Genomic DNA, 19016 nt, shown 5'->3' on the forward strand with positions numbered 1-19016 from the left:
CTTATCCTGCCTTTGCCATTTGCATGAGAGTCACGCGCTGTTGCAGACGGCGCTGCGCCTGATCCACAACAACCGCGATAATGATCACCAGCCCCTTGATGACCATCTGCCAGAAGGACGATACGCCCATCATGACCAGTCCGTCCGACAGGATGCCAATGACGAAGGCGCCGATGATCGTGCCGCCGATCGTGCCGCGCCCGCCCGACATCGAGGTCCCGCCGAGCACCGCCGCGGCGATCGCGTTCAATTCGAAGCTTTCGCCGGTGGCCGGATGCGAGGCCATCAGTTCGGACGAGATGATGAGACCGACGATGGCTGCGCACAGGCCCGAAAACATGTAGACGAAGATCTTTACCACATCGACCCGGATGCCTGACATGCGCGCTGCACGCTCGTTGCCGCCGACGGCGAAGATATGCCGGCCGATCGGCGTCGAGCGCGCCACGTAGGCGGCAATTAGGGCGAGCACGATCAGAATCCAGATCGAGACAGGCAGGCCCAGCATGCGGCCGGCGCCGAAGACGTCGAAGCCCGTCGTCATGTATTCCGGCTTGCCGACGAGATTGGGGAAGGTCTGACCGTCAGAGGAGAGCAGCGCGAGGCCGCGTGCGATATAGAGGGTGCCGAGCGTCGCGATGAACGGCGCGACGTTGAGCTTGGTGATTAATAGCCCGTTGATCAGGCCGATCGCCAGACCGACGGCCAGTGTGATCAGCACGATCTCATAGATGTTGAAGAAGATCGTGTAGCCGATCGGCAGTTCCACGCCGTTGAGGATCAAGGCGCCGGCGACCATGCCGCACAGGCCGACGATCGAGCCGACCGAAAGGTCGATGCCGCCGGTAATGATGACGAAGGTCATGCCCATGGCCAAGAAGGCATTGAGCGCGACGTGCTTCGACATCAGGATCATGTTGGCCGTGGATGTGAAATTCGGCGCGAAGATCGCGAAGAAGATGATCACGGCAAAAAGGGCGATGAAGGTTCTGAGCTTCATCAGGGTGAGGAGAATGGAGCCGCTCGAACGCTTTGCCCCGAATGTGGATGAGGTGTCCGCCGTCATGACGCGAGCTTTCCCTGGTGTCCGTGACCTTTGGCAGATGCCGCGATGATAGCCTCTTCCGTTGCTTCGCTTCGATCGAAGACGGCGACCAGCTTGCCGTTGCTGAGAACGGCGATGCGGTCGGAAAGGGCCATGACCTCTTCAAGGTCTGAGGTTGAAAACAAAATTGCAAGGCCCTTGGCGGCCAGTCTGCGCATTGTGCGGAACACGTCCGCCTTGGCGCCGACGTCGATGCCGCGGCTGGGCTCGTCCATCAGGAGAACCTTCGGATTGGTCATCAGCGCCTTACCGATGACCACCTTCTGCTGGTTGCCGCCGGACATCGAGGTGACTTCGAATTCCGGGTTCGGCGCCTTGATGGAGAGATCACGGATCATGTCGTTGATGCCCTGCCTTTCGGCACCGGCCTTGATGTGAAAGAGCCGCGTGAAGTGATCGAGGCTGGCAAGCGTCAGATTGCTGGCGATGGATAGCACCTGCACCAGTCCTTCGCGCTGACGGTCCTCGGGGATGAGGGCAAGGCCCTTCCTGATCCGCCCCGTCGTGTCTTGCGCGCGCACTTCCTGGCCGTCGATGAAGATCTTGCCGGTCGAGTGTTTGTGACGGCCGATCACGCATTCGAAGAACTCGCTGCGTCCGGCACCCATCAGGCCGTAGATGCCGAGGATCTCGCCCGCGCGCACCGAGAGCGAGACGTGATCGACGGCCAGTCCGCCGGTTCTGCGTGGCAGGCTGATCTCCTCGGCGCGGAAGGCTTCTGGCCCCAGTTCGTGGTCGGCCGCCTTGGCAAAATCCTTGGCGTCGGAGCCGATCATCGAGCGGACGATCCACTTGGTGTCGATGTCGCGGACCATTGCATGGCCGGTGATCTGGCCGTCGCGCAGCACGGTGATGTAGTCACCGATCCGCATCAGCTCTTCCAGCCGGTGGGAGATATAGACGATGGCCACACCCTGCGCCTTCAGTTCGGCGATGACCTTGAACAGGATCTCGACTTCGGCCGCCGAAAGTGCCGATGTCGGTTCGTCCATGATCAGGATGCGGGCGTTGAGCGACATCGCCTTGGCGATCTCGACCAGCTGCTGCTGACCGATCGGCAGGTCCTCGACCATGGTTTCGGCATTGATGCCGGCATCCAGCCGTTTCAGAAAGGCGTTGGCCTTTTCGATCTGTGCCTTGTGATCGATGCCGCGAATACCGCGGGTGATCTCGCGGGTGGCGAAGATGTTTTCGGCCACCGTCATGTTGGCGAAGAGATTGAGTTCCTGGAAGATCATGCCGATGCCGTGCGCCTGCGCGTCGGCCGGGCTGTCGAAGGAGACCGTTTCGCCATCGAGGATGATGCGTCCAAGCGTTGGCCGCTCGACGCCGGCGATGATCTTCATCAGCGTCGATTTTCCAGCGCCGTTTTCGCCCACCAGCACATTCACCGCGCCACGCCGGAGCTCGAGGTCGGCGCGCTTGACGGCGACGATGCCGGAATAGACCTTGGACACCTCTTCGAGGCGCAGGATAACGTCGTGTTCGATCGTCTCGCTCATCGCTACGGCCCCACCGTCAGTTCGGCCGGGGTCACCAGCGGCAACTGGCCGGATGCCGGCAGCGGGAAGGCGCCGGTGACCGTGACGCTCTTGCCGGTCAGACCGTCGCGCGGTAGCGGCGCCAGGAGGGCGGTGTTGATCTTCTCGTTAAACGCCTTGCCGAATTGCGCCCACTCGATCTGGTTCTTGAACTCGTTGAAATTAACGAATTCCAGCGTGTCGCGCAGCGCCGTTCCGCGCACGGCGGGACCGATCTGCACCTTGGCGTCGGCCTTGCCATCGCCATCGGCGTCAACGTCGATCGTGGCCGCGCGCGATGCCGTATCGGCCGCGACGACCTTGCCGCTCAGCTTGACCGCATAGGTCCAGGGCGCGCTCGCCTGTTTGCGGGGATTGCCGTATTTCTCGCCGGCCTGATCCGGGCTCGACGCGGCAAGCGCCACGACGTCCTTAAGCTCACCGGCCCGCTTTTGCAGATAGGGAATTGCCTGCGACTGCCAGATGGCCTCGACTTTTGCCGCGGGATCGAAGGCGCTCTTTGCGGTTTCCGCAGCCTTTTCTTCCGCCGTCGGCGTTTTGATGATTTTGCAGCCCGGCAGTGCCATCGCAAGCAATGCGATCACAACCGCGCTTCTGACCCTCGCCATCCACGAAACTCCAATCTTATGGAATAGGATAAAGAACGAAGAGCGCAAATGAGTGCGCTCTTCGCCATTCGTCTCAAGCTGTCGTTACTTGGCGATCGCGAAGGTTTCGAGCTTGGAGGCGTTGTCGGCGTTGATGAGAATGCAATCCATCAGCTGCTTCTCTTCCTTGGGAAGAGTCTTGTTCTTGATGTAGGCATCGGCCTGTTCGACAGCCATCTGCGCCTGTGCGTAGGCGGGCTGCAGAACGGTGGCCTTGATGCCGCCGGACTTGATGGAGTCGCGGACGTCGTTGGAGCCGTCGAAGCCGACGACGATCACGTCCTTGCGGCCGGCGGCCTGGAGGGCGGCGATAGCGCCCATGGCCATCGTGTCGTTACCGGAGATGACGCCCTGGATATCCGGGTTTGCCTGCAGGATGGTTTCCATCTTGGCGTAGGCTTCCGTCTGGCTCCAGTTGGCCGACTGCTTGGCGACCGACTTCAGGTCCGGATAGTCGTCGATGACGTCATGATAGCCCTGCGAGCGGATGCCGGCATTGGTGTCGGATTCCTTGCCGACGAGCTCGACATAATTGCCCTTCTCGCCCATCAGCTTGACGAATTCCTGCGCACCCAGCTGGGCACCCTGGTAGTTGTTGGAAACGATCTGTGCTGCGGCAACGCCCGTGGCGTTGATTTCGCGGTCGATGAGGAACGACGGAATGCCCGCGTCCTTGGCCTTCTTGACGGCTGCAACGGTCGCGTCAGCGCCGGCGTTGTCGAGAATGATGGCCTTCGCACCGCGACCGATGGCGGTGTCGATCATCTGGGATTGCTTGTTGGCGTCGTCGTCATGCGTCATGACGAGCGCTTCATAGCCCAGTTCCTTCGCCTTGGCTTCAGCACCTACGGCTTCAGCCTTGAAGAACGGGTTGTCGTGTGCGGGGGTGATGATGGCGATCAGGTCCGCCGAAAAAGCGGGCATGGCAACGCCGAATGCAAGCGCGCTGGCAAAGGCAGCGACGGTCAGTCTACGTGTCAGTCTCATTGGTTTCCTCCCAAAAGAAGCCCTGTTCCCAGCAGGGCGGTGAAAGGGGAGGGGTTGCCCCCTCCCGGGATCGGTATCAGGTGATACGCTTGATGCTGTCAGCGATCTCCTGAGGTTCGAAAACGCGCTTCCAGTCGTCCTTCATCAGGGCGGGAATGCCGAATTCGATAGCCTTGTTGCAAGCGTCCGAGAACACGCCCTGGACTTCGCCGAAGATGACGGCGCCGAGTACGTTCAGGTGGCCGAGCAGGAAGTCGCGGGCAGCTTCTTCCGGAACGCCGCGTGCGACGCACTCATCCATGGCCTGCTTCATGACGACGAGCAGCGAAGCGGCAACGGTCTCGGAGAGACCCGGCTCCAGCATCGCCATCTGCTCGACGGTGACGCGGTGCGAGCGCATGACCGGTGCCCAGATCGTCTTGGCGATTTCTTCGCCGACGGCGTAGGCTTCTTCCGGACCCTGCATGAGAGCCGAAACGATGTGCTGCTTAGCGAAGAGGCCGCCGAAGTGGTCCTTCTTGGCCTGCATGTCGGTTTCGTCGTTGAAGATCGGCGGATGGCACGGATGCGTGACGAAATACGTCAGATCAGGACGCTCCGGGAAGTGGCCAGCGAATGGCGCGGCAGCGTCAAGCGCAACAACCATGGTGCCGGCCTTGAGCTTGTCGTTGATGCTGGCGGCAACCTTGCCGATATGCGTGTCCGGAACGGCCAGGATGACGACGTCGACGCCATCAAGCGCTGCGTCTACGTCCACGGTCGAAAGGCCGAGGTCGTCCTTCAGGCGTGCCTTGCCGACATCGCTGATTTCGACGTGGCGAACGTCGTAGCGCGAACCCTTGAGGTTCTTTGCAAGCCGGTAGCCCATTTTGCCGCCGGCGCCGAACAGAGCAATGGAAGTCATGTTTCCTCACTTCGTGTTTTGCTGGAATTGTTAACGTTGCTGGTATGATGAGTCAATCACCACCCCAGAATAAGTATTACTTAACCGCGTCGAGCCTGTTGATGGCGTCGACGTTGCCTGCCGAAGCGCCCTTCGGATCGAATTCGGAGGCGAGCCACGTGTCGACGATCGACTTGGCAAGTTCCGGACCGATCACGCGTGCGCCCATGGTGATGATCTGTGCATTGTTGGATTTCGCGGCGCGCTCGGCCGAGTAGGTGTCGTGCGTCAGCGCGGCGCGAATGCCGGGAACCTTGTTGGCAGAAATCGAAACGCCAATGCCGGTGCCGCAGATCAGAATGCCGCGCTCGTGCTGGCCGTCGACGATGGTCTGCGCGAGGTTCTGCGACAGGTCGGCGTAGAAGCCGGCCTGGCTGAGATCGTGCACTTCGAGGCCCGCCTTGGTGGCGAGGTGGGCGGCGATCACGTCAAGCAATGGCTTGCCAGCGCTATCCGCTCCGATGGCGATTTTCATGGTCCGTGTCCTTTCAATCATTCGGGGGCTGGATGAGTGGAATTGGTGGCTGCGATCAGATGACCGCGGCAACGCGCTTCAGAATGTCGAGATAGCCTTCGACGGCCCAGGCAGAGCGGCCGATGAAAAGGCCGTCGATGTGCGGCTGCGTGATCAGCTCCTCGCAATTGCCTGGATTGACGCTGCCGCCGTAGAGAACCGGAACCGCGCGACCGAGCGCCTTGGCGGCCACATCAGCGATGCGCGCGTGGCGCTCGTCGGCGTAGTCAGCGGTCGCCGGAATGCCGTTGACGCCGATCGCCCAGACCGGTTCGTAGGCAAGCAGGATCTCCGCGTCCTTGCTAGAGCTAGTGACGCGCGCCAGCGCGCCCTCAATCTGGCGCTTCAGTACCGCGTCGGCATCACCGGCATTGCGCTCGGCAAGCGTTTCGCCGATGCAGATCAGCGGGATCAGGCCGTGATTGACGGCGCTCTCGACCTTCAGGCCGACGGTTTCGTCGGTCTCGCCGAAGTGTTCGCGACGCTCGGAGTGGCCGAGTTCGACGATATCGAGGTTGCAATCCCTCAGCATCGGGGCCGAGATCTCGCCTGTCCAGGCGCCGGCCGCGTCCCAGTGCATATTCTGCGCGCCGACCTTCACCGAGCTATCGGCGAGAGCCTTCTTGACTTCGCGCACCGCTGTGAAGGGCGGGATGACGAAGCGCTGGATATCCGCATGGCGATCGCCATCGGCAGCGGCGAGCTTTTCGGCAAAGGACAGAGCTTCGCCAAGCGTCTTGTTCATCTTGAAGCTGGTGCCAACCCAATAGCGCATGTTCAAGCCCTCCGTCCGTCGCGGATCTGTGCGAAATAACCGTCGGTTCCGACCTGGCCTCCCTTGAGCGCGATCTGCAGCCCGTTCGTCGGCGCGTAGTTGCCGTGCGCGGTGCAGAGCGGCGAGCCGGGTGTCTGCGGCAGCGGCAACAGGGTCGTCAGAGCATCGACGCGCAGCTGCTGCAGCGCGTGGCTCGACGTGTCGCCGCCGGCGATGACAGCGCGGGGCAGCTTTTCGGTTTCGATCAACCGGCGCAGGATCGTGCCGAGAGCGGAGCCGAGGCGATGGCGGGATCCGGGAATACGGTCGATATCGGTTCCCTTGTCAGACGATGAGCCGAGCGCCGTATGAAGGATGACGCTGCGGCCATCCTTCAGGCGCTTGACGCCCTCAGTGACAGCGGTGTCGATGGCGCGGTCACCGCTTTCGCCGACGAGGTCGAGCGGATCGACGGCAATGCCGTCAAAGCCGTTTTCCGTCGCGTTGCGGATCTGCCGTTCCGTGGTGGGCGATACGCTTCCCGAGACGACGGCGAGGCGATCGACCTTGCCCGGTTCAGCAAAGGTCGTCGGTTCGCCAAGCAGGCCTTCAGCCTTCCACGCCTGCAACAGCGCGTATTCGACGCCGGAAGAGCCGGCGGTGAACAGGCCGCCGTCGCGTTTTGCCCGCCAGACCTGACGGCCGGCCAGAGCCTGCGACTGGGCGCTATCCACGTCGATCAGCAGGATGCCATCGAGGTCGGCGATCGTCTTGTCGATGCGCTGGTCGGCATCGGCGGCCGCGGTGGTGACCAGATCGGCGAGTGCCACGGGTAGCGCTGTCTGCTTTGCCAGATGCAGCGTCAGGTCGGCTTCGGCCATCGGCGTTACCGGATGGCGGCTCATGACGGGATGGCGGTCGATGCGGTAGTAGCGATCCTGATAGGCGGCGAAGAGATTGCCGAAAGCCGTGAAGCGCTTCAGCTGCGGGGCGCCGACGATGACAGGAACCACCGGCTGGCCATAGAGCGCCTTGCCGATTTCGATCGCCTTGCCGATGTTGCCGATCGCGGGGCTGGAATCGAAGGTCGAGCAGACCTTGTAATGGCAGATGTCGGCATCGAGCGCCTTCAGCCACTCAAAGATCGCGGGCAGATGCTTTTCCATCCACTCCGGCGTTTCGCTGCGGCTGGTGCCGGCGATGCCGAAGGCGCGGTAATCGGCGAAACGCTTGGCGGTTTCGGCGCTGGGGATGCCGAGAAACAGCACGGTCGGTACGCAGTTGGAGGCGAGCGCTTCCATGACGTCGGCCGAGCCGGTGAAATCGTCACCGTAATAGGTAAGCAGAGGTTTGGTCATGGTCTCAAGCTGCCTTGCCGTCGCCGAACTTCGCGATCGAGGCCGCGAGTTCCGGGTGATCCTTGGCGTATTCGTCGAGCGGGATGTCGGCGACCGCCGCCTGCCAGGCCTGCTGCACGGCGCGAACGCCGGCCGCCGGGCCACCTGGATGGCTGACGATGCCGCCGCCGCATAGATAAAGAAGATCGGTGGTGCGGCCGGTGCGGTTATAGGTGTCCGGCGCCTGGCCACCCCACTGGCCGGAGCCAGCGACCGGCAGCGGGCAGTCGGCCTTGCTGAACAGCGGCGTGCTCACGGCCTTGAAGGATTCGACGAAACTGTCGTCCGGTTCCCAATACTTGATGCGGATGCCGTTGATCTGGAACTGGTCAACGCCGAGCAGGCGCCAGAACTGCTGGTAGACCTTGAAATCGAGGCCGGCGCCGGGATCGCGGGTCAGGATGTCCCAACCGTTGCGGTGCGCATGCAGTACGAGGCCCGAGCGCTTGCGCAGGAAGCTCATGCCGCCGAAGCCGATGGAATTGATGTTGACGACGGCGCAATTGCCGCCGGCCTTCAGGACGAGATCGTGATTGCGCATCATCTCGTCGGGATCGGCATGCGAGATGCCAAAGGCGTACATGACCTTCTTGCCGGTCTTCTGCTCGTGATCGAGGATCCTCGGCATGATGGCCGCTACGCGCTCCTTGAGCGGCGAATAGGCCGGACTCATCAGCTTTTCGTCGTCCTTGATGAAGTCGACGCCGGACTCGATCAGTTCGCCGACCAGCTCCGCCGTCTCATGCGGCCGCAGGCCAAGCGCCGGCTTGACGATCGTGCCGATGATCGGCCGACCTTCGACGCCGGTCAGCCTACGGCTGCCGGGCAGGCCGAATTGCGGGCCGGGATGGGCTGTGGCGAAGGCTTCGGGCAGCTTCATGTCGACGATGCGGATGCCGCTCATGCCCTTGATCGAGAATACGCCGCCGATGGCGATGGTCATCAGGGCGGAGAGATCCGTGCCGATCGCGTCCATCGGGAAGGCGATATCGGCATCGGCGCGGTGAATGGGGCCGCTGCCGGGTGCTACTTCCGGCCAGGTCGGATATTCCGCATCGGGCAGGTGACGGATGGCGATAACTCGCGCGGCGACGCGCGCTTTCAGCTCTTCCGTTTCGCCGGGAACGGGGACGAACGTGCCGGTCGACTGATCGCTGGCGATCTTGGCGGCCATGGCCTCGACGCTGCCGGTCGTTTCGATGCGGTAGGTAACTGTGATCATCATGAGGTTTCGTTGCTCCTCCTGCCTAGGCCTAAAGTTTGCCATGGCGTCAACTCATGAACTGGTATAATGAGTATTCCAATTTCTGCAATGAAAATTTTTTGAAAGAGCACTGACCGATTTCAGACGACGGCCTTTCGTGCCGGGACGCTAGCATGCATAAAGGAGGGATATTGTGAGCCAGCGAGACACCATGAGCCAGCCAATCGAACAGATCGTGCGTCGCAAACTATCCGATGAGGTTTTTGATCGACTGGAGCGAATGATCACGTCCGGCGAGCTTCGCCCCGGCGACGAGATGCCTTCGGAGCGGGTGCTGATGGAGCGCTTCGGGGTTGGAAGGCCGGCGATCCGCGAGGCGATGCAGTCGCTGGCCAACATGGGCTTGGTCAACATCTCGCACGGGGAGCGCGCCAAGGTTCTGCAGCTGACCGCAAGATCGATTTTCCGCCAGGTGGATCTGACGGCGAAGATCATGCTGGCGCAGTCCGCCGACTCGCTCGATCACCTCAAGAGCTCACGCATCTTCTTCGAGCGCGGCATGGCGCGCGAGGCGGCGGTCAAGGCCACGCCCGCCGACATCACCGATCTCCGCGATATCATCGAGGAGCAGCGCCGGTCGCTTGGCAACGCGGAAGACTTCATCGCCGCCGACATGCAGTTCCATACGCGTATCGCGCAGATCTCGGGCAACCCGATCTTCGTCGCCGTCAGCGAGGCAATGCTGGCATGGCTGAAGGCCTATCACACGGACATGCTCATCTGGACCGGCAAGGAGAAATTCACGCTGGTGGAGCATGAGCAGATCCTCGACTGTCTGGCGGCTAACGATGCGAATGGCGCGGAAGCCGCGATCTTGAAGCACCTCGAGCGCTCCAGTGCGCTCTATACCAATCGCGACTGACGTCGCTTTCATCGGTGAATACGAAAACAGCGACCGGCCTGCGAGGCGGTCGCTGTTTTCGTTTTGAGATCGGGAAGGTCTCGACCAGTACGGCCGAGACCTTCGTGAGCGCTAAAATCAGATCTCCTTGATCAGCTGCTCGGCAATACGCACGCTGAGCGCCGCACCCGTCAGTGTCGGGTTCATGCACGATGCCGACGGCATGACGCTGGTGCCGGCGATGAACATGTTCGGGTGATCATGGGTGCGGCAATCGCGGTCGACGACGCTGTCCTTCGGATCGTCGCCCATCCGGGTGGTGCCCATGACGTGCTGGCGATTCTGCCACTTGACGTCGGTCGACAGAACCTCGGCGTCGAGCAGCTGGGCGATCTTGTTCAGATCTTCCAGGCCACGATCGCGACCGGCGTTCCAGTAGTCGGTGACCGAGTAGTAAAGAACGGGAACCGGGATGCCGAGCGCGTCGAACTTGGTCTTCGACGGCGTTACGCGGTTTTCGGCGAGCGGCAGCGGCTCGAAATCGATCGCCCAGTTCAGCGAGCGGGCCGAATACTGGCGGATCATCTCATCGAGCTTGGAACCCATGATGCCCTTCTTGATGAAGCCTTCGGTCATCTGGGCTGTCGGTACCGTGTTGCGGACCTTGATCTTGTAGCTCGGATAATCCTTGCGGAAGGCGCCGTCGCGCTGGTTGAGATAGACCAGGAGCTCGGTCGGGCCTTCGCCCGGCCACATGTCCTCCTTGGTCAGCATGTTCATGCTGATGCCGGTGTGGTCCATGAGATTGCGGCCGACCTGATCCGACGAGTTGGCGATACCGTTCGGATATTTGTCCGAGGTCGAGATCAGCAGCAGCTTGGCGGACTCGATGCCGTAGGCGGCAAGCACGAAATAGCGCGCCGTCAGGCGATGCTCGGAATTGTCGGGCTTCTTGTACCAGACGGCGGTGATCTTGCCGTCGTCGCCGGCTTCCACCTTGTAGACAGGCGAGTTGTCCAGCAGCTTGGCGCCATGGCGTTCGGCTTCGTCGATGTGCATCGAGCCGTCATACTTGGCGCCGATCGGACAGACCGGATTGCAGTTGTTGTTGCCGGCGCAGACCGGGCGGTTGCCGTAGGGGCGCGAGGCGCGGCCATGCGGCTCAAGTACCGGGTTGAAGCCGCCAACCGAGAGCTTTTCAGCCAGCGTCGTGAACATGTAGCTGGAATTCAGCTGCTTCATCGGGAAGGGCATGGAACGCGGCGGCATCGGGCCACCGCCCTGGCCGCTTTCGTCCTGGCCGTCGGTGCCGGTGACGCCGAGCTCCAGCTCCGCCTTGTTGTAATACTCCTCCAGATCGTCATAGCCGATCGGCCAGTCGCGGCCGCGGCCGTAGAGCGACTGGATCTTGAAGTCGTTGGGGATCATGCGCCAGAGCGCCGAACCGAAGTGCCAGGTCGTGCCGCCGACGACGCGCAGGTAGGAGGTGTTGTATTTAACCGGGCCTTCGTATTGCAGGTAGTCGCCATAGGTTGACGGCGCCCAGGGCATGCTCGGGAAGGGGGAGCCTGCGCCCTGCAGCTTGGCGTTTGCCAGCGAGAGCTTGACCGGAGCGTTGCGGAAGGTCTCGACGATCTCGCGGCGATCGACACGCGGGCCGGCTTCGAGAATGATGACTTTCTTGCCGGCCTTGGCGAGCTGTGCGGCGACGATGCCGCCCATGACACCCGATCCGATGACGATCAGGTCCGCATCATATGCGTCGTTTGCCATTGTCTATATCCTGTCAGATCTTGCTGCCGGGCTTCGGTCCCCAGGCGTTCGGGCCGGGACCGTAGGTCGGAATGGGAAGGAGGCCCTTGGTCGGGCGGTACATGAGCGATTTCTCGTAGGTGATGAGTTCCGCGTCCTGTGGCTCGCCGACCACGCCGAGATACCAGGCGGAGACAATCTTCGCGGAAGTCTTCATCTCAGGCTCGGCGGGCTTGGAGGCGAGAAAGCCATCCATGTCCTTGGCGCCGGACTGGCTCACCGCCTGCTGCAGGGCGGCGATGTCGGCCTTCAGCGTCTTGCTGCGCTTGGAGAGTGCCGCAAGGAAGCGTGCGCCGAGCACGGGGTCGAGCTCGTAGCCGGTCAGGAATTCGGAAAGCTTGGTAAAGCCCTGGACGTCATCGTCGGCCGCGAACGCTGATACGGGCGCTGCGAAGGAGGAGAGGACGGCCAGTCCCCCGACGGCCACGGTGGCGCGCAGGAGGTCTCGGCGGTGGAGGGGCCGGCTCATGAGAGAGCCCGCATTGTTCGGGTCGATTGGCATCGCTGATATCCTCGATGAGGCAGTCAGAACTGGGAGAAAGGGTGAAACGATCAGGCGCGGGCCGGCTGCCGCCTGCGGCGGGCAACGAGCAGCGCGATGACGAGCGCGGCGAGGATCAGCGCCACGGCGACTGCCGGAACGATGAACGGTGCAACCGCAGCCAATACAGGCTTCTCTCCACCCTCGCGGACACGCAGGACGTCGGCTGCGGTGACGGTCACCTTGCCGTTGCCGAAATGACCAAGCACGTAGTTGCTGACATCGGCGACGTCCTTGTCGGAAAGACGATCCGTGTAGGCGGCGTTCTCGCCGAAGGCCGGCATGAATGTCGGTACGCCGTCGATGGTGCGCGACAGGCCGAACAGGATCGTTGCGATCAGATTGTCCGGGCTGTTGCCGCCGGTTGCGGTATTGTGGAAGAGCGAAGGATAGTGGTCGTTGCCCTCGCCATCAACCTGGTGGCAAGCGGCGCAGGAGCCGCTGAAGATATGGAAGCCCTTCTCGGTCACGGCCTGGCCAGGCAGGCCACGTAGATCGAGTTCGGCCGTGGAGGGCTTGCCGACGTCGTAGCGCGGCGTGGCTTCGCCAGTGGTGATCGGCTTCGTATCTTTCAGGTAGACGACGAGCGACTTGAGGTCGGCCTCGGTCAGGTGCTGCATGCTGTGCTCGATGGCTTCCGCCATCGGGCCGGCCGCCTGAGCCTTGCCTGCGACATGGCCGGTGCGCAGATACTGCACGAGTTCTTCGTCGGACCAGCCACCGATGCCATCAACCTTGTCGGAGGTGATGTTCGGCGCGAACCAGGAGCCGATGGAGCCGCCCGAAAGCGCCTGGCTTCCGTTCTCCGCCATGAAGAGATTGCGCGGCGTGTGGCAGGTGCTGCAGTGCTCGAGAGCCTCGGCCAGATAGGCGCCACGGTTCCACTCGGCGGACTTGGATGCATCCGGCTGGAAGCGGTCCTTGTCGAGGAAGAGCAGGTTCCACACCGACATCGAGGCGCGGATGCTGAACGGGAACGGCAGCGCGGTTTTCTCCGGCGCGTGGTCGATCGGCTTCACGTCCTGCATGAAATAGGCGTAGAGCGCCGAGATGTCCTCGTCGGAGATCTTGGCGTAGGCCGTGTAAGGCATCGCCGGATAAAGATGGCTGCCATCCTTTGCAACGCCGTCGCGAACAGCGCGCGCGAAGTCTTCCTCGCTGTAGTTACCGATGCCGTCGGTCTTGGATGGCGTGATGTTGGTCGAGAAAATCTTGCCGAGCGGCGATTCGATCGCATAGCCGCCGGCGAAGGGCTGTCCGGAGTTCGGCGCGGTATGACACGCTGCGCAATCGGCCGCGGTCGCGAGATAGCGTCCCCTCATGATCAGGTCGTTTGGCGTCGCTGCTTGATCTTGCGCCGAGGCTGCGCCGGTGATCGACACCAGCGCGGACAGACAGAGTGCGATCGATCGCAGGCGTTTGAAGGGAAGCCGAGAGGGTGCGGTGTGCAAGTGCATTATCGACGTGCTTTCATCAAGCATGAATAAACGACAACAGGCTTTGCATCACCTCCCACGAGCGTAGCCGATCCACGTCGCCGCGAGGCTGGATGCGACAAGCACCGGTTAAAGCCAATGTTAGAAAAGCAAATTACTGAAATTGCTTTGCAAATTCACTCTAAAGGAGGAACTGACTTTATGCGTCGATGTGTCACGTTCGCGACTTGGCAATCGTCATAGCCGCGCTATACTGCGTTTGAAAATCAATTTGTCATACAAACAGTTTTCACGAAGAATGAAAGCTTCAATGTGAAGTTCGACCTTATCGATTTGCGTATCTTCCTGGCTGCCGTCGACGGAGGAAGCCTGACGGTTGCGGCCAAGCAGAACAATGTCGTCGTTGCCGCCGTCAGCGCGCGCTTGAAGCGGCTTGAAGAAGCCTTTGATCTCGAACTCTTCGAGCGCACTGGCCGTGGCATCAAGCCCACTTTGGCGGGCGAGATGCTGGCCAGCCATGCGCGGCAGATCATGGACGATGCGCGCCGTATCGAGGCCGACCTCGATGCCTTCGCCGATGGCCGCAGTGGCCGCGTCAGGCTGCTGTCCAACACCAATATGCTTGCCGAGCATCTACCACAGGCGCTTGGTGCCTTTTTGGCGCAGAACCCCGATATCAGCGTCAGCGTCGAGGATAAGCCGAGCCTCGAGGCGGTGAACATGTTGAAACAGGGGCAGGCCGATATCGCGATCGTCGCTTCGTCCGCCGATATGAACGGCCTCGAGCGTTTCCGCTTCGTCCCCGACCGGCTGGTGTTGATTGCCCCAGGTGACATGGCGATGCCGTTGGGGCCAATCGCGTTCTCGCGGGTTCTCGATTTCAAGCTCATTGGTCAGCAGGGCGATCCGGCGCTGATGCAGTTCCTCAGACGCCACGCCAACGAGCTGGGGCGCACCCCGCATTTTCGGATGCTGATCAACGGTTTCGAGGCGACATGCCGTGTCGTGGAGCAGGGCGCCGGCGTCTCCATCGTGCCGGAAAGCGCTGCCCGACGCTATGCGGGCCACATGAAGCTCCAAGTCTTTCCGATCGACGAAGCCTGGGTCGAACGAGAGCTATATGTTTGCGTGAAGAACGAAATGCAACTTCCGGGATACGCCAGAGCGTTGCTGGTGCATCTCAAGAATTACGTGCGCGATTTTGATGAGGTTGCGTGAGCGCGGAGGCGCTCTGCTGGCCAGTAAGGCCGCGATTACATGAATTCGCGCGCCGATGTCAATATAGACGGGCATGAACGTGGTGGTTTGAATTTATACATTGTTAAAGCATTTAAGATTTTAACTATATGCAAGACATCGGCAATCGCTCGATCTGCATGACGCAGCCAGTCTAACTCCCAAAAATTCAGCGAGTGCGCACATCGCGGCGATGTGGCGTCGTATCATTCATTCATACCGGCGCCTGGATCAGGCCACCGCATAGGTTTTCTTATGTTGCAAAATTGGAAGATTAAGACCAAATTTCTCGTCGCCATCGCTCTGCTGGCGCTCATCTCGTTCTCGGGCTTGATGTATGTCAGCGCCAAGTTCCGCGATGCGAACCAAGCCTATACGGGTTTCCTGCAGCATGAGAGCGAAGCGGCGATGCTTGGCGCCCGCGCGGCGGCCGGTATCTGGACGTCCACGACCTGGATGGCGCGTCTAATGACCATCGAGCCTGATTCCCCGGCTTTCGATAATGCCGCTGGTCTATTCGCATCGAACTACGATGGTGCCAGGGCGAGACTTGTGCAGGTGCCCGAACTGGTGCCGAGCCGCAAGGACGCCATTGCCGAACTGCTGGCCGGCAGCGATCAGGTCAGGAACATCGGCGATCAGCTTGTCCAGGCGCGCAAATCCGGCAATGAAGCGCTGGCGCGGAGCCTGATCGAAAAGGTCGATAGCCTGATGGGTGCCCTGTCGCCAAAGTTCGGTGACAACAACACGGCGCTGACGGAGATGCTGAGCAAGGGCGGCCGCGAGCTGTCGGATTCCGTCTTGTCCACTATTCTGAACAGCATAATCGGCCTTGTCGTCGGTATCGCGGCCGCGCTCGCATTCGCGCTCGTGGTCGCCACCAAGGGCATAACCGCCCCGATGGCGCGGCTGCGCCAACGTATGGTTTCGCTTGCCGAAGGCGAAACGGCCGAGGAGATCAACGGCGTCGGCCGTCGTGACGAGATCGGCGATATGGCCGGCGCCGTGGCAATCTTCCGGACCAATGCGCTCGAAACACGGCGTCTCGAACAGGAAGCCGAAACCAACCGCAACATGAGCGAGAGCGAGAGAGCCGATCGCGAGGCGCAGAAGGCGCGCGAATCCGCCGAGCTTCAAAAGGCCGTCGATGCGCTTGGTGGCGCTCTGCAGCGCCTGTCCGATGGCGATCTGGCTTGCCACATCGACACGCCGTTCGTGGCTCATCTGGAAACGCTGCGTGCCGACTTCAACAACTCGGTCACCAAGCTGAACCAGGCCATGCAGGCCGTTGGACACAATGCGCGAGCAATCTCAGGCGGGGCCGAAGAGGTCCGCTCGGCCGCTGACGACCTGGCCAAGCGCACGGAACAGCAGGCAGCCTCGGTCGAGGAGACCGCGGCTGCGCTCGAAGAGATCACCACAACGGTACGCGATGCGGCCAAGCGCGCCGGCGAAGCGAGCGACCTCGTCGCCCGCACCCGCACCGGCGCGGAGAAGTCCGGCGAGGTCGTTCGCCAGGCGGTCGATGCCATGCAGCAGATCGAGCGGTCTTCGAGCGAGATCTCCAACATTATTGGCGTGATCGACGACATCGCTTTCCAGACCAACCTCCTTGCGCTGAACGCAGGCGTCGAGGCTGCGCGTGCGGGCGAGGCCGGCAAGGGCTTTGCGGTGGTCGCGCAGGAAGTGCGCGAGCTCGCGCAGCGCTCCGCCAAGGCGGCAAAGGAGATCAAGGACCTGATCACCACCTCGGGCCAGCAGGTTCAATCCGGCGTGACCTTGGTCGGTGAAACGGGCCAGGCGCTAGAAGTCATCGTAAACGAGGTCCAGGAGATCAATCGACATGTTCACGCGATCGCCGAAGCGACACGCGAGCAGTCGATCGGCCTGCAGGAAATCAACACCGCCGTGAACACAATGGACCAGGGGACGCAGCAGAACGCCGCCATGGTCGAGGAATCGAACGCGGCGAGCCACAGCCTGGCAAGCGAAGCGCGCGCGCTCGCAAAGCTTCTGGAGCAGTTCAAGCTCGGTGGCGCTCCGTCGGCACCGGTGTCCGCGCCAGTTGCTGCCAGCCAGCATTCCCGTCCTGCAGCATCACCCGCACGCCAGCTTGGGAACAGGCTCGCCAAGGCCTTTGGCGGCGGCGGGGCCGCTGCTGCGGTCCGCCAGGAGCCGGAGTGGTCGGAGTTCTGAGTCTGCCGGTTGTGCAAGGCTTATGCGCCTCAATAAAGAGAGCTCGCTTCTGGCGGGCTCTTTTAGTATTCGCGGCGAAATTTATGTAAGATTATGCTTACTTATGTCTCGCTGCACGCAAGCCGCCCGGCGTCAATGAAGCGTAAGTGTTTCCGGCCGGTGGGGGTCGCGGAACCGGAATTGCTCGATCAGCGTCATAGCCTGCTGCAGCAGAAATTCCGCGGCCTTGAGGTCCGTGCTCGCCAGCCCGTGGACACTGCTGCGAATTGTCAGCGCCAGGTCGCCGGAGCTCGCGGCGAAGCCGGCATTGCCCTCGATCAGTGCTTCCTTTGCGCTGGTCTCGAGCGCATCGGCGACGGCGGCCAAGATGTCCCGCCGCTCGCGGACACTCATCTGGTTGATCGTCTTGGATCCCTTCATGGTGGCTTCCCCAAAGGCGCGTGGTGAAAGTGCCTGCTGACATTGATGTAGGCGCAATCCACGGTTCATCAATGCGTGTGCCTCTTCCTTTGGATGTCGGATACCGCTCAAACTATCGCCATTCATGAGCTGGAGATATAAATTCATGCCGAAATGATGATCTAATATGGGTGCTCCGGTGGTGCTATTTTCGTGGTGTTGAAATGGATCCGGCATGATCAGCCGCTGGGACCGCGGCGTGGCGCGTGGTTTTCGAGGCCAAGCGGTGGCTGCTGATGCCGGGGAGTAACGGGCGAAGCCGTTCACGAGGAGTATATGATGCAAAAGCGGACACTTGGAAAAAGCGGACTTGAGGTCTCTGCCCTCGGCTTTGGCTGCATGGGTCTGAACTTCAGCTACGGCCATGCGCTGAGCACAAAGGACAGCGTCACACTGGTGCGCCAGGCCGTCGAGCGTGGCGTGACGTTCTTCGACACCGCCGAGGTCTATGGACCCTACACCAACGAAGAGATTGTCGGCGAGGCGCTCCGGCCGATGCGTGACCGGGTAGTGATCGCCACGAAGTTCGGCTTCAATATCGTCGATGGCAAAATGGCCGGCGTTAACAGCCGCCCCGAGCAGATCCGCAAGGCGGCCGAGGGCTCGCTGAAGCGCCTCGATGTCGATGTCATCGACCTGCTCTACCAGCACCGCGTTGACCCCAACGTGCCGATCGAGGACGTCGCCGGCACGGTCAAGGATCTGATCGCGGAAGGCAAGGTGAAGCATTTCGGCATGTCCGAGCCGGGCGCACAGACGGTCCGCCGCGCCCATGCGGTGCAGCCGGTCGCCGCGCTGCAGAACGAATATTCGCTGTGGACGCGCGGGCCGGAGACCAACGGCATTCTCGAAGCCTGCGAGGAGCTTGGCATCGCGCTGGTTGCTTACAGCCCGCTCGGCAAGGGCTTTCTCACCGGCGCGATGAACAAGGACACGAAGATCGGCGAAGGCGATTTCCGCAAGATGCTGCCGCGCTTCACGCCGGAGGCGATGGAGAAGAACCAGGCGCTGATCGATCTGCTGAAGCGCATCGCCGAAGACAAGAAGGCGACGCCGGCGCAGATCGCACTGGCATGGCTGCTGGCCCGGAAGCCCTGGATCGTGCCGATCCCCGGCACGACGAAGCTGCATCGCCTCGACGAAAACCTCGGCGCGGCCGACGTGGCATTGAGCGCCGACGATCTCGCGCAGATCGAGACCGCCGCAGCCGCCATTCAGGTCGAGGGCGAGCGTTATCCGGAGCAGTTGATGAAGACGACCGGTCTCTAAGATACGAGCCCGGAATTGGAACATGAAACGGCGCGCCTCGGGTGCGCCGTTTTCGCTTGGTTGGCCGACGTTCG

Annotated in this window: 17 protein-coding genes; 4 read left to right on the forward strand and 13 right to left on the reverse strand. The window is 61.7% G+C overall.

Annotated features, from left to right (window positions below):
* Position 1 precedes the first annotated feature (1 nt).
* The 9 genes from J5286_RS28590 to oiaX form a co-directional block, all read right to left on the reverse strand.
* Positions 2–1066, reverse strand: coding sequence for an ABC transporter permease (locus J5286_RS28590; protein WP_018896822.1), 1065 nt, complete (start codon positions 1064–1066; stop codon positions 2–4).
* The gene (locus J5286_RS28595) at positions 1063–2607 is read right to left on the reverse strand and encodes a sugar ABC transporter ATP-binding protein (RefSeq protein WP_209193324.1); all 1545 of its coding nucleotides are present in this window, start codon (positions 2605–2607) and stop codon (positions 1063–1065) included. The genes J5286_RS28590 and J5286_RS28595 overlap by 4 nt, the downstream gene beginning before the upstream one ends.
* A 2-nt stretch (positions 2608–2609) precedes the next feature.
* Positions 2610–3254, reverse strand: a complete 645-nt coding sequence (locus J5286_RS28600; protein WP_209193325.1) for a DUF2291 family protein — start codon at positions 3252–3254, stop codon at positions 2610–2612.
* Positions 3255–3338: 84 nt separating this feature from the next.
* A complete protein-coding gene (locus tag J5286_RS28605) occupies positions 3339–4280 on the reverse strand; it encodes a D-ribose ABC transporter substrate-binding protein (protein ID WP_018896825.1) in 942 nt (313 codons plus the stop codon).
* A 76-nt stretch (positions 4281–4356) separates the two neighbouring features.
* Positions 4357–5184 (reverse strand): phosphogluconate dehydrogenase C-terminal domain-containing protein, encoded by an 828-nt coding sequence (locus J5286_RS28610; protein WP_112943306.1) that lies wholly within the window; start codon positions 5182–5184, stop codon positions 4357–4359.
* Positions 5185–5260: 76 nt separating this feature from the next.
* On the reverse strand, positions 5261–5698 hold the full coding sequence (derI, locus tag J5286_RS28615) for a D-erythrulose-4-phosphate isomerase (protein WP_018896827.1): 438 nt from the start codon (positions 5696–5698) through the stop codon (positions 5261–5263).
* Positions 5699–5753: 55 nt separating this feature from the next.
* Positions 5754–6512 (reverse strand): triose-phosphate isomerase, encoded by a 759-nt coding sequence (locus J5286_RS28620; RefSeq protein ID WP_209193326.1) that lies wholly within the window; start codon positions 6510–6512, stop codon positions 5754–5756.
* 2 nt (positions 6513–6514) lie between these two features.
* Positions 6515–7849, reverse strand: a complete 1335-nt coding sequence (locus tag J5286_RS28625) for a four-carbon acid sugar kinase family protein (protein ID WP_209193327.1) — start codon at positions 7847–7849, stop codon at positions 6515–6517.
* A 4-nt stretch (positions 7850–7853) separates the two neighbouring features.
* A complete protein-coding gene (oiaX, locus tag J5286_RS28630) occupies positions 7854–9113 on the reverse strand; it encodes a 3-oxo-isoapionate-4-phosphate decarboxylase OiaX (RefSeq protein ID WP_209193328.1) in 1260 nt (419 codons plus the stop codon).
* 190 nt (positions 9114–9303) lie between these two features.
* On the opposite strand from oiaX, the gene J5286_RS28635 reads away from it, so the two are divergent.
* Positions 9304–10014, forward strand: a complete 711-nt coding sequence (locus J5286_RS28635) for a transcriptional regulator NanR (RefSeq protein WP_209193394.1) — start codon at positions 9304–9306, stop codon at positions 10012–10014.
* A gap of 117 nt (positions 10015–10131) precedes the next feature.
* Here J5286_RS28635 and J5286_RS28640 read toward each other — a convergent pair whose 3' ends face one another.
* The 3 genes from J5286_RS28640 to J5286_RS28650 are packed head-to-tail and all read right to left on the reverse strand — an operon-like array spanning position 10132 to position 13803.
* Complete coding sequence (locus J5286_RS28640; protein ID WP_209193329.1) at positions 10132–11766, reverse strand: GMC family oxidoreductase; 1635 nt, start codon at positions 11764–11766, stop codon at positions 10132–10134.
* A 13-nt stretch (positions 11767–11779) separates the two neighbouring features.
* Positions 11780–12307 carry a sugar dehydrogenase complex small subunit gene (locus J5286_RS28645; protein WP_209193330.1) on the reverse strand — a complete coding sequence of 176 codons (528 nt, stop codon included), beginning with the start codon at positions 12305–12307 and terminating at the stop codon, positions 11780–11782.
* 50 nt (positions 12308–12357) lie between these two features.
* Complete coding sequence (locus tag J5286_RS28650) at positions 12358–13803, reverse strand: c-type cytochrome (RefSeq protein ID WP_209193331.1); 1446 nt, start codon at positions 13801–13803, stop codon at positions 12358–12360.
* A gap of 291 nt (positions 13804–14094) precedes the next feature.
* Here J5286_RS28650 and J5286_RS28655 point away from each other — a divergent pair, with 291 nt between their 5' ends.
* Positions 14095–15000: a LysR family transcriptional regulator gene (locus J5286_RS28655; RefSeq protein WP_209193332.1), complete on the forward strand. Its 906-nt coding sequence runs from the start codon at positions 14095–14097 to the stop codon at positions 14998–15000.
* A 273-nt stretch (positions 15001–15273) separates the two neighbouring features.
* Positions 15274–17214, forward strand: a complete 1941-nt coding sequence (locus J5286_RS28660; protein WP_209193333.1) for a methyl-accepting chemotaxis protein — start codon at positions 15274–15276, stop codon at positions 17212–17214.
* 132 nt (positions 17215–17346) lie between these two features.
* Here J5286_RS28660 and J5286_RS28665 read toward each other — a convergent pair whose 3' ends face one another.
* Complete coding sequence (locus J5286_RS28665) at positions 17347–17634, reverse strand: hypothetical protein (protein ID WP_018896837.1); 288 nt, start codon at positions 17632–17634, stop codon at positions 17347–17349.
* A gap of 318 nt (positions 17635–17952) precedes the next feature.
* On the opposite strand from J5286_RS28665, the gene J5286_RS28670 reads away from it, so the two are divergent.
* Complete coding sequence (locus J5286_RS28670; protein WP_209193334.1) at positions 17953–18942, forward strand: aldo/keto reductase; 990 nt, start codon at positions 17953–17955, stop codon at positions 18940–18942.
* Positions 18943–19016 lie beyond the last annotated feature (74 nt).

The organism is Rhizobium sp. 16-488-2b, assembly GCF_017741815.1.
Taxonomy (GTDB): Bacteria; Pseudomonadota; Alphaproteobacteria; order Rhizobiales; family Rhizobiaceae; genus Rhizobium.

Excerpts from the sequence above, each read along its gene's own strand:
- oiaX (WP_209193328.1), bottom strand. The coding sequence starts at position 9,113 with ATGATGATCACAGTTACCTACCGCATCGAAACGACCGGCAGCGTCGAG.
- J5286_RS28660 (WP_209193333.1), top strand. The coding sequence starts at position 15,274 with ATGTTGCAAAATTGGAAGATTAAGACCAAATTTCTCGTCGCCATCGCT.
- J5286_RS28600 (WP_209193325.1), bottom strand. The coding sequence starts at position 3,254 with ATGGCGAGGGTCAGAAGCGCGGTTGTGATCGCATTGCTTGCGATGGCA.
- J5286_RS28635 (WP_209193394.1), top strand. The coding sequence starts at position 9,304 with ATGAGCCAGCCAATCGAACAGATCGTGCGTCGCAAACTATCCGATGAG.
- J5286_RS28590 (WP_018896822.1), bottom strand. The coding sequence starts at position 1,066 with ATGACGGCGGACACCTCATCCACATTCGGGGCAAAGCGTTCGAGCGGC.
- J5286_RS28625 (WP_209193327.1), bottom strand. The coding sequence starts at position 7,849 with ATGACCAAACCTCTGCTTACCTATTACGGTGACGATTTCACCGGCTCG.
- J5286_RS28595 (WP_209193324.1), bottom strand. The coding sequence starts at position 2,607 with ATGAGCGAGACGATCGAACACGACGTTATCCTGCGCCTCGAAGAGGTG.
- derI (WP_018896827.1), bottom strand. The coding sequence starts at position 5,698 with ATGAAAATCGCCATCGGAGCGGATAGCGCTGGCAAGCCATTGCTTGAC.
- J5286_RS28620 (WP_209193326.1), bottom strand. The coding sequence starts at position 6,512 with ATGCGCTATTGGGTTGGCACCAGCTTCAAGATGAACAAGACGCTTGGC.
- J5286_RS28610 (WP_112943306.1), bottom strand. The coding sequence starts at position 5,184 with ATGACTTCCATTGCTCTGTTCGGCGCCGGCGGCAAAATGGGCTACCGG.
- J5286_RS28650 (WP_209193331.1), bottom strand. The coding sequence starts at position 13,803 with ATGCACTTGCACACCGCACCCTCTCGGCTTCCCTTCAAACGCCTGCGA.
- J5286_RS28665 (WP_018896837.1), bottom strand. The coding sequence starts at position 17,634 with ATGAAGGGATCCAAGACGATCAACCAGATGAGTGTCCGCGAGCGGCGG.
- J5286_RS28640 (WP_209193329.1), bottom strand. The coding sequence starts at position 11,766 with ATGGCAAACGACGCATATGATGCGGACCTGATCGTCATCGGATCGGGT.
- J5286_RS28605 (WP_018896825.1), bottom strand. The coding sequence starts at position 4,280 with ATGAGACTGACACGTAGACTGACCGTCGCTGCCTTTGCCAGCGCGCTT.
- J5286_RS28645 (WP_209193330.1), bottom strand. The coding sequence starts at position 12,307 with ATGCCAATCGACCCGAACAATGCGGGCTCTCTCATGAGCCGGCCCCTC.
- J5286_RS28670 (WP_209193334.1), top strand. The coding sequence starts at position 17,953 with ATGCAAAAGCGGACACTTGGAAAAAGCGGACTTGAGGTCTCTGCCCTC.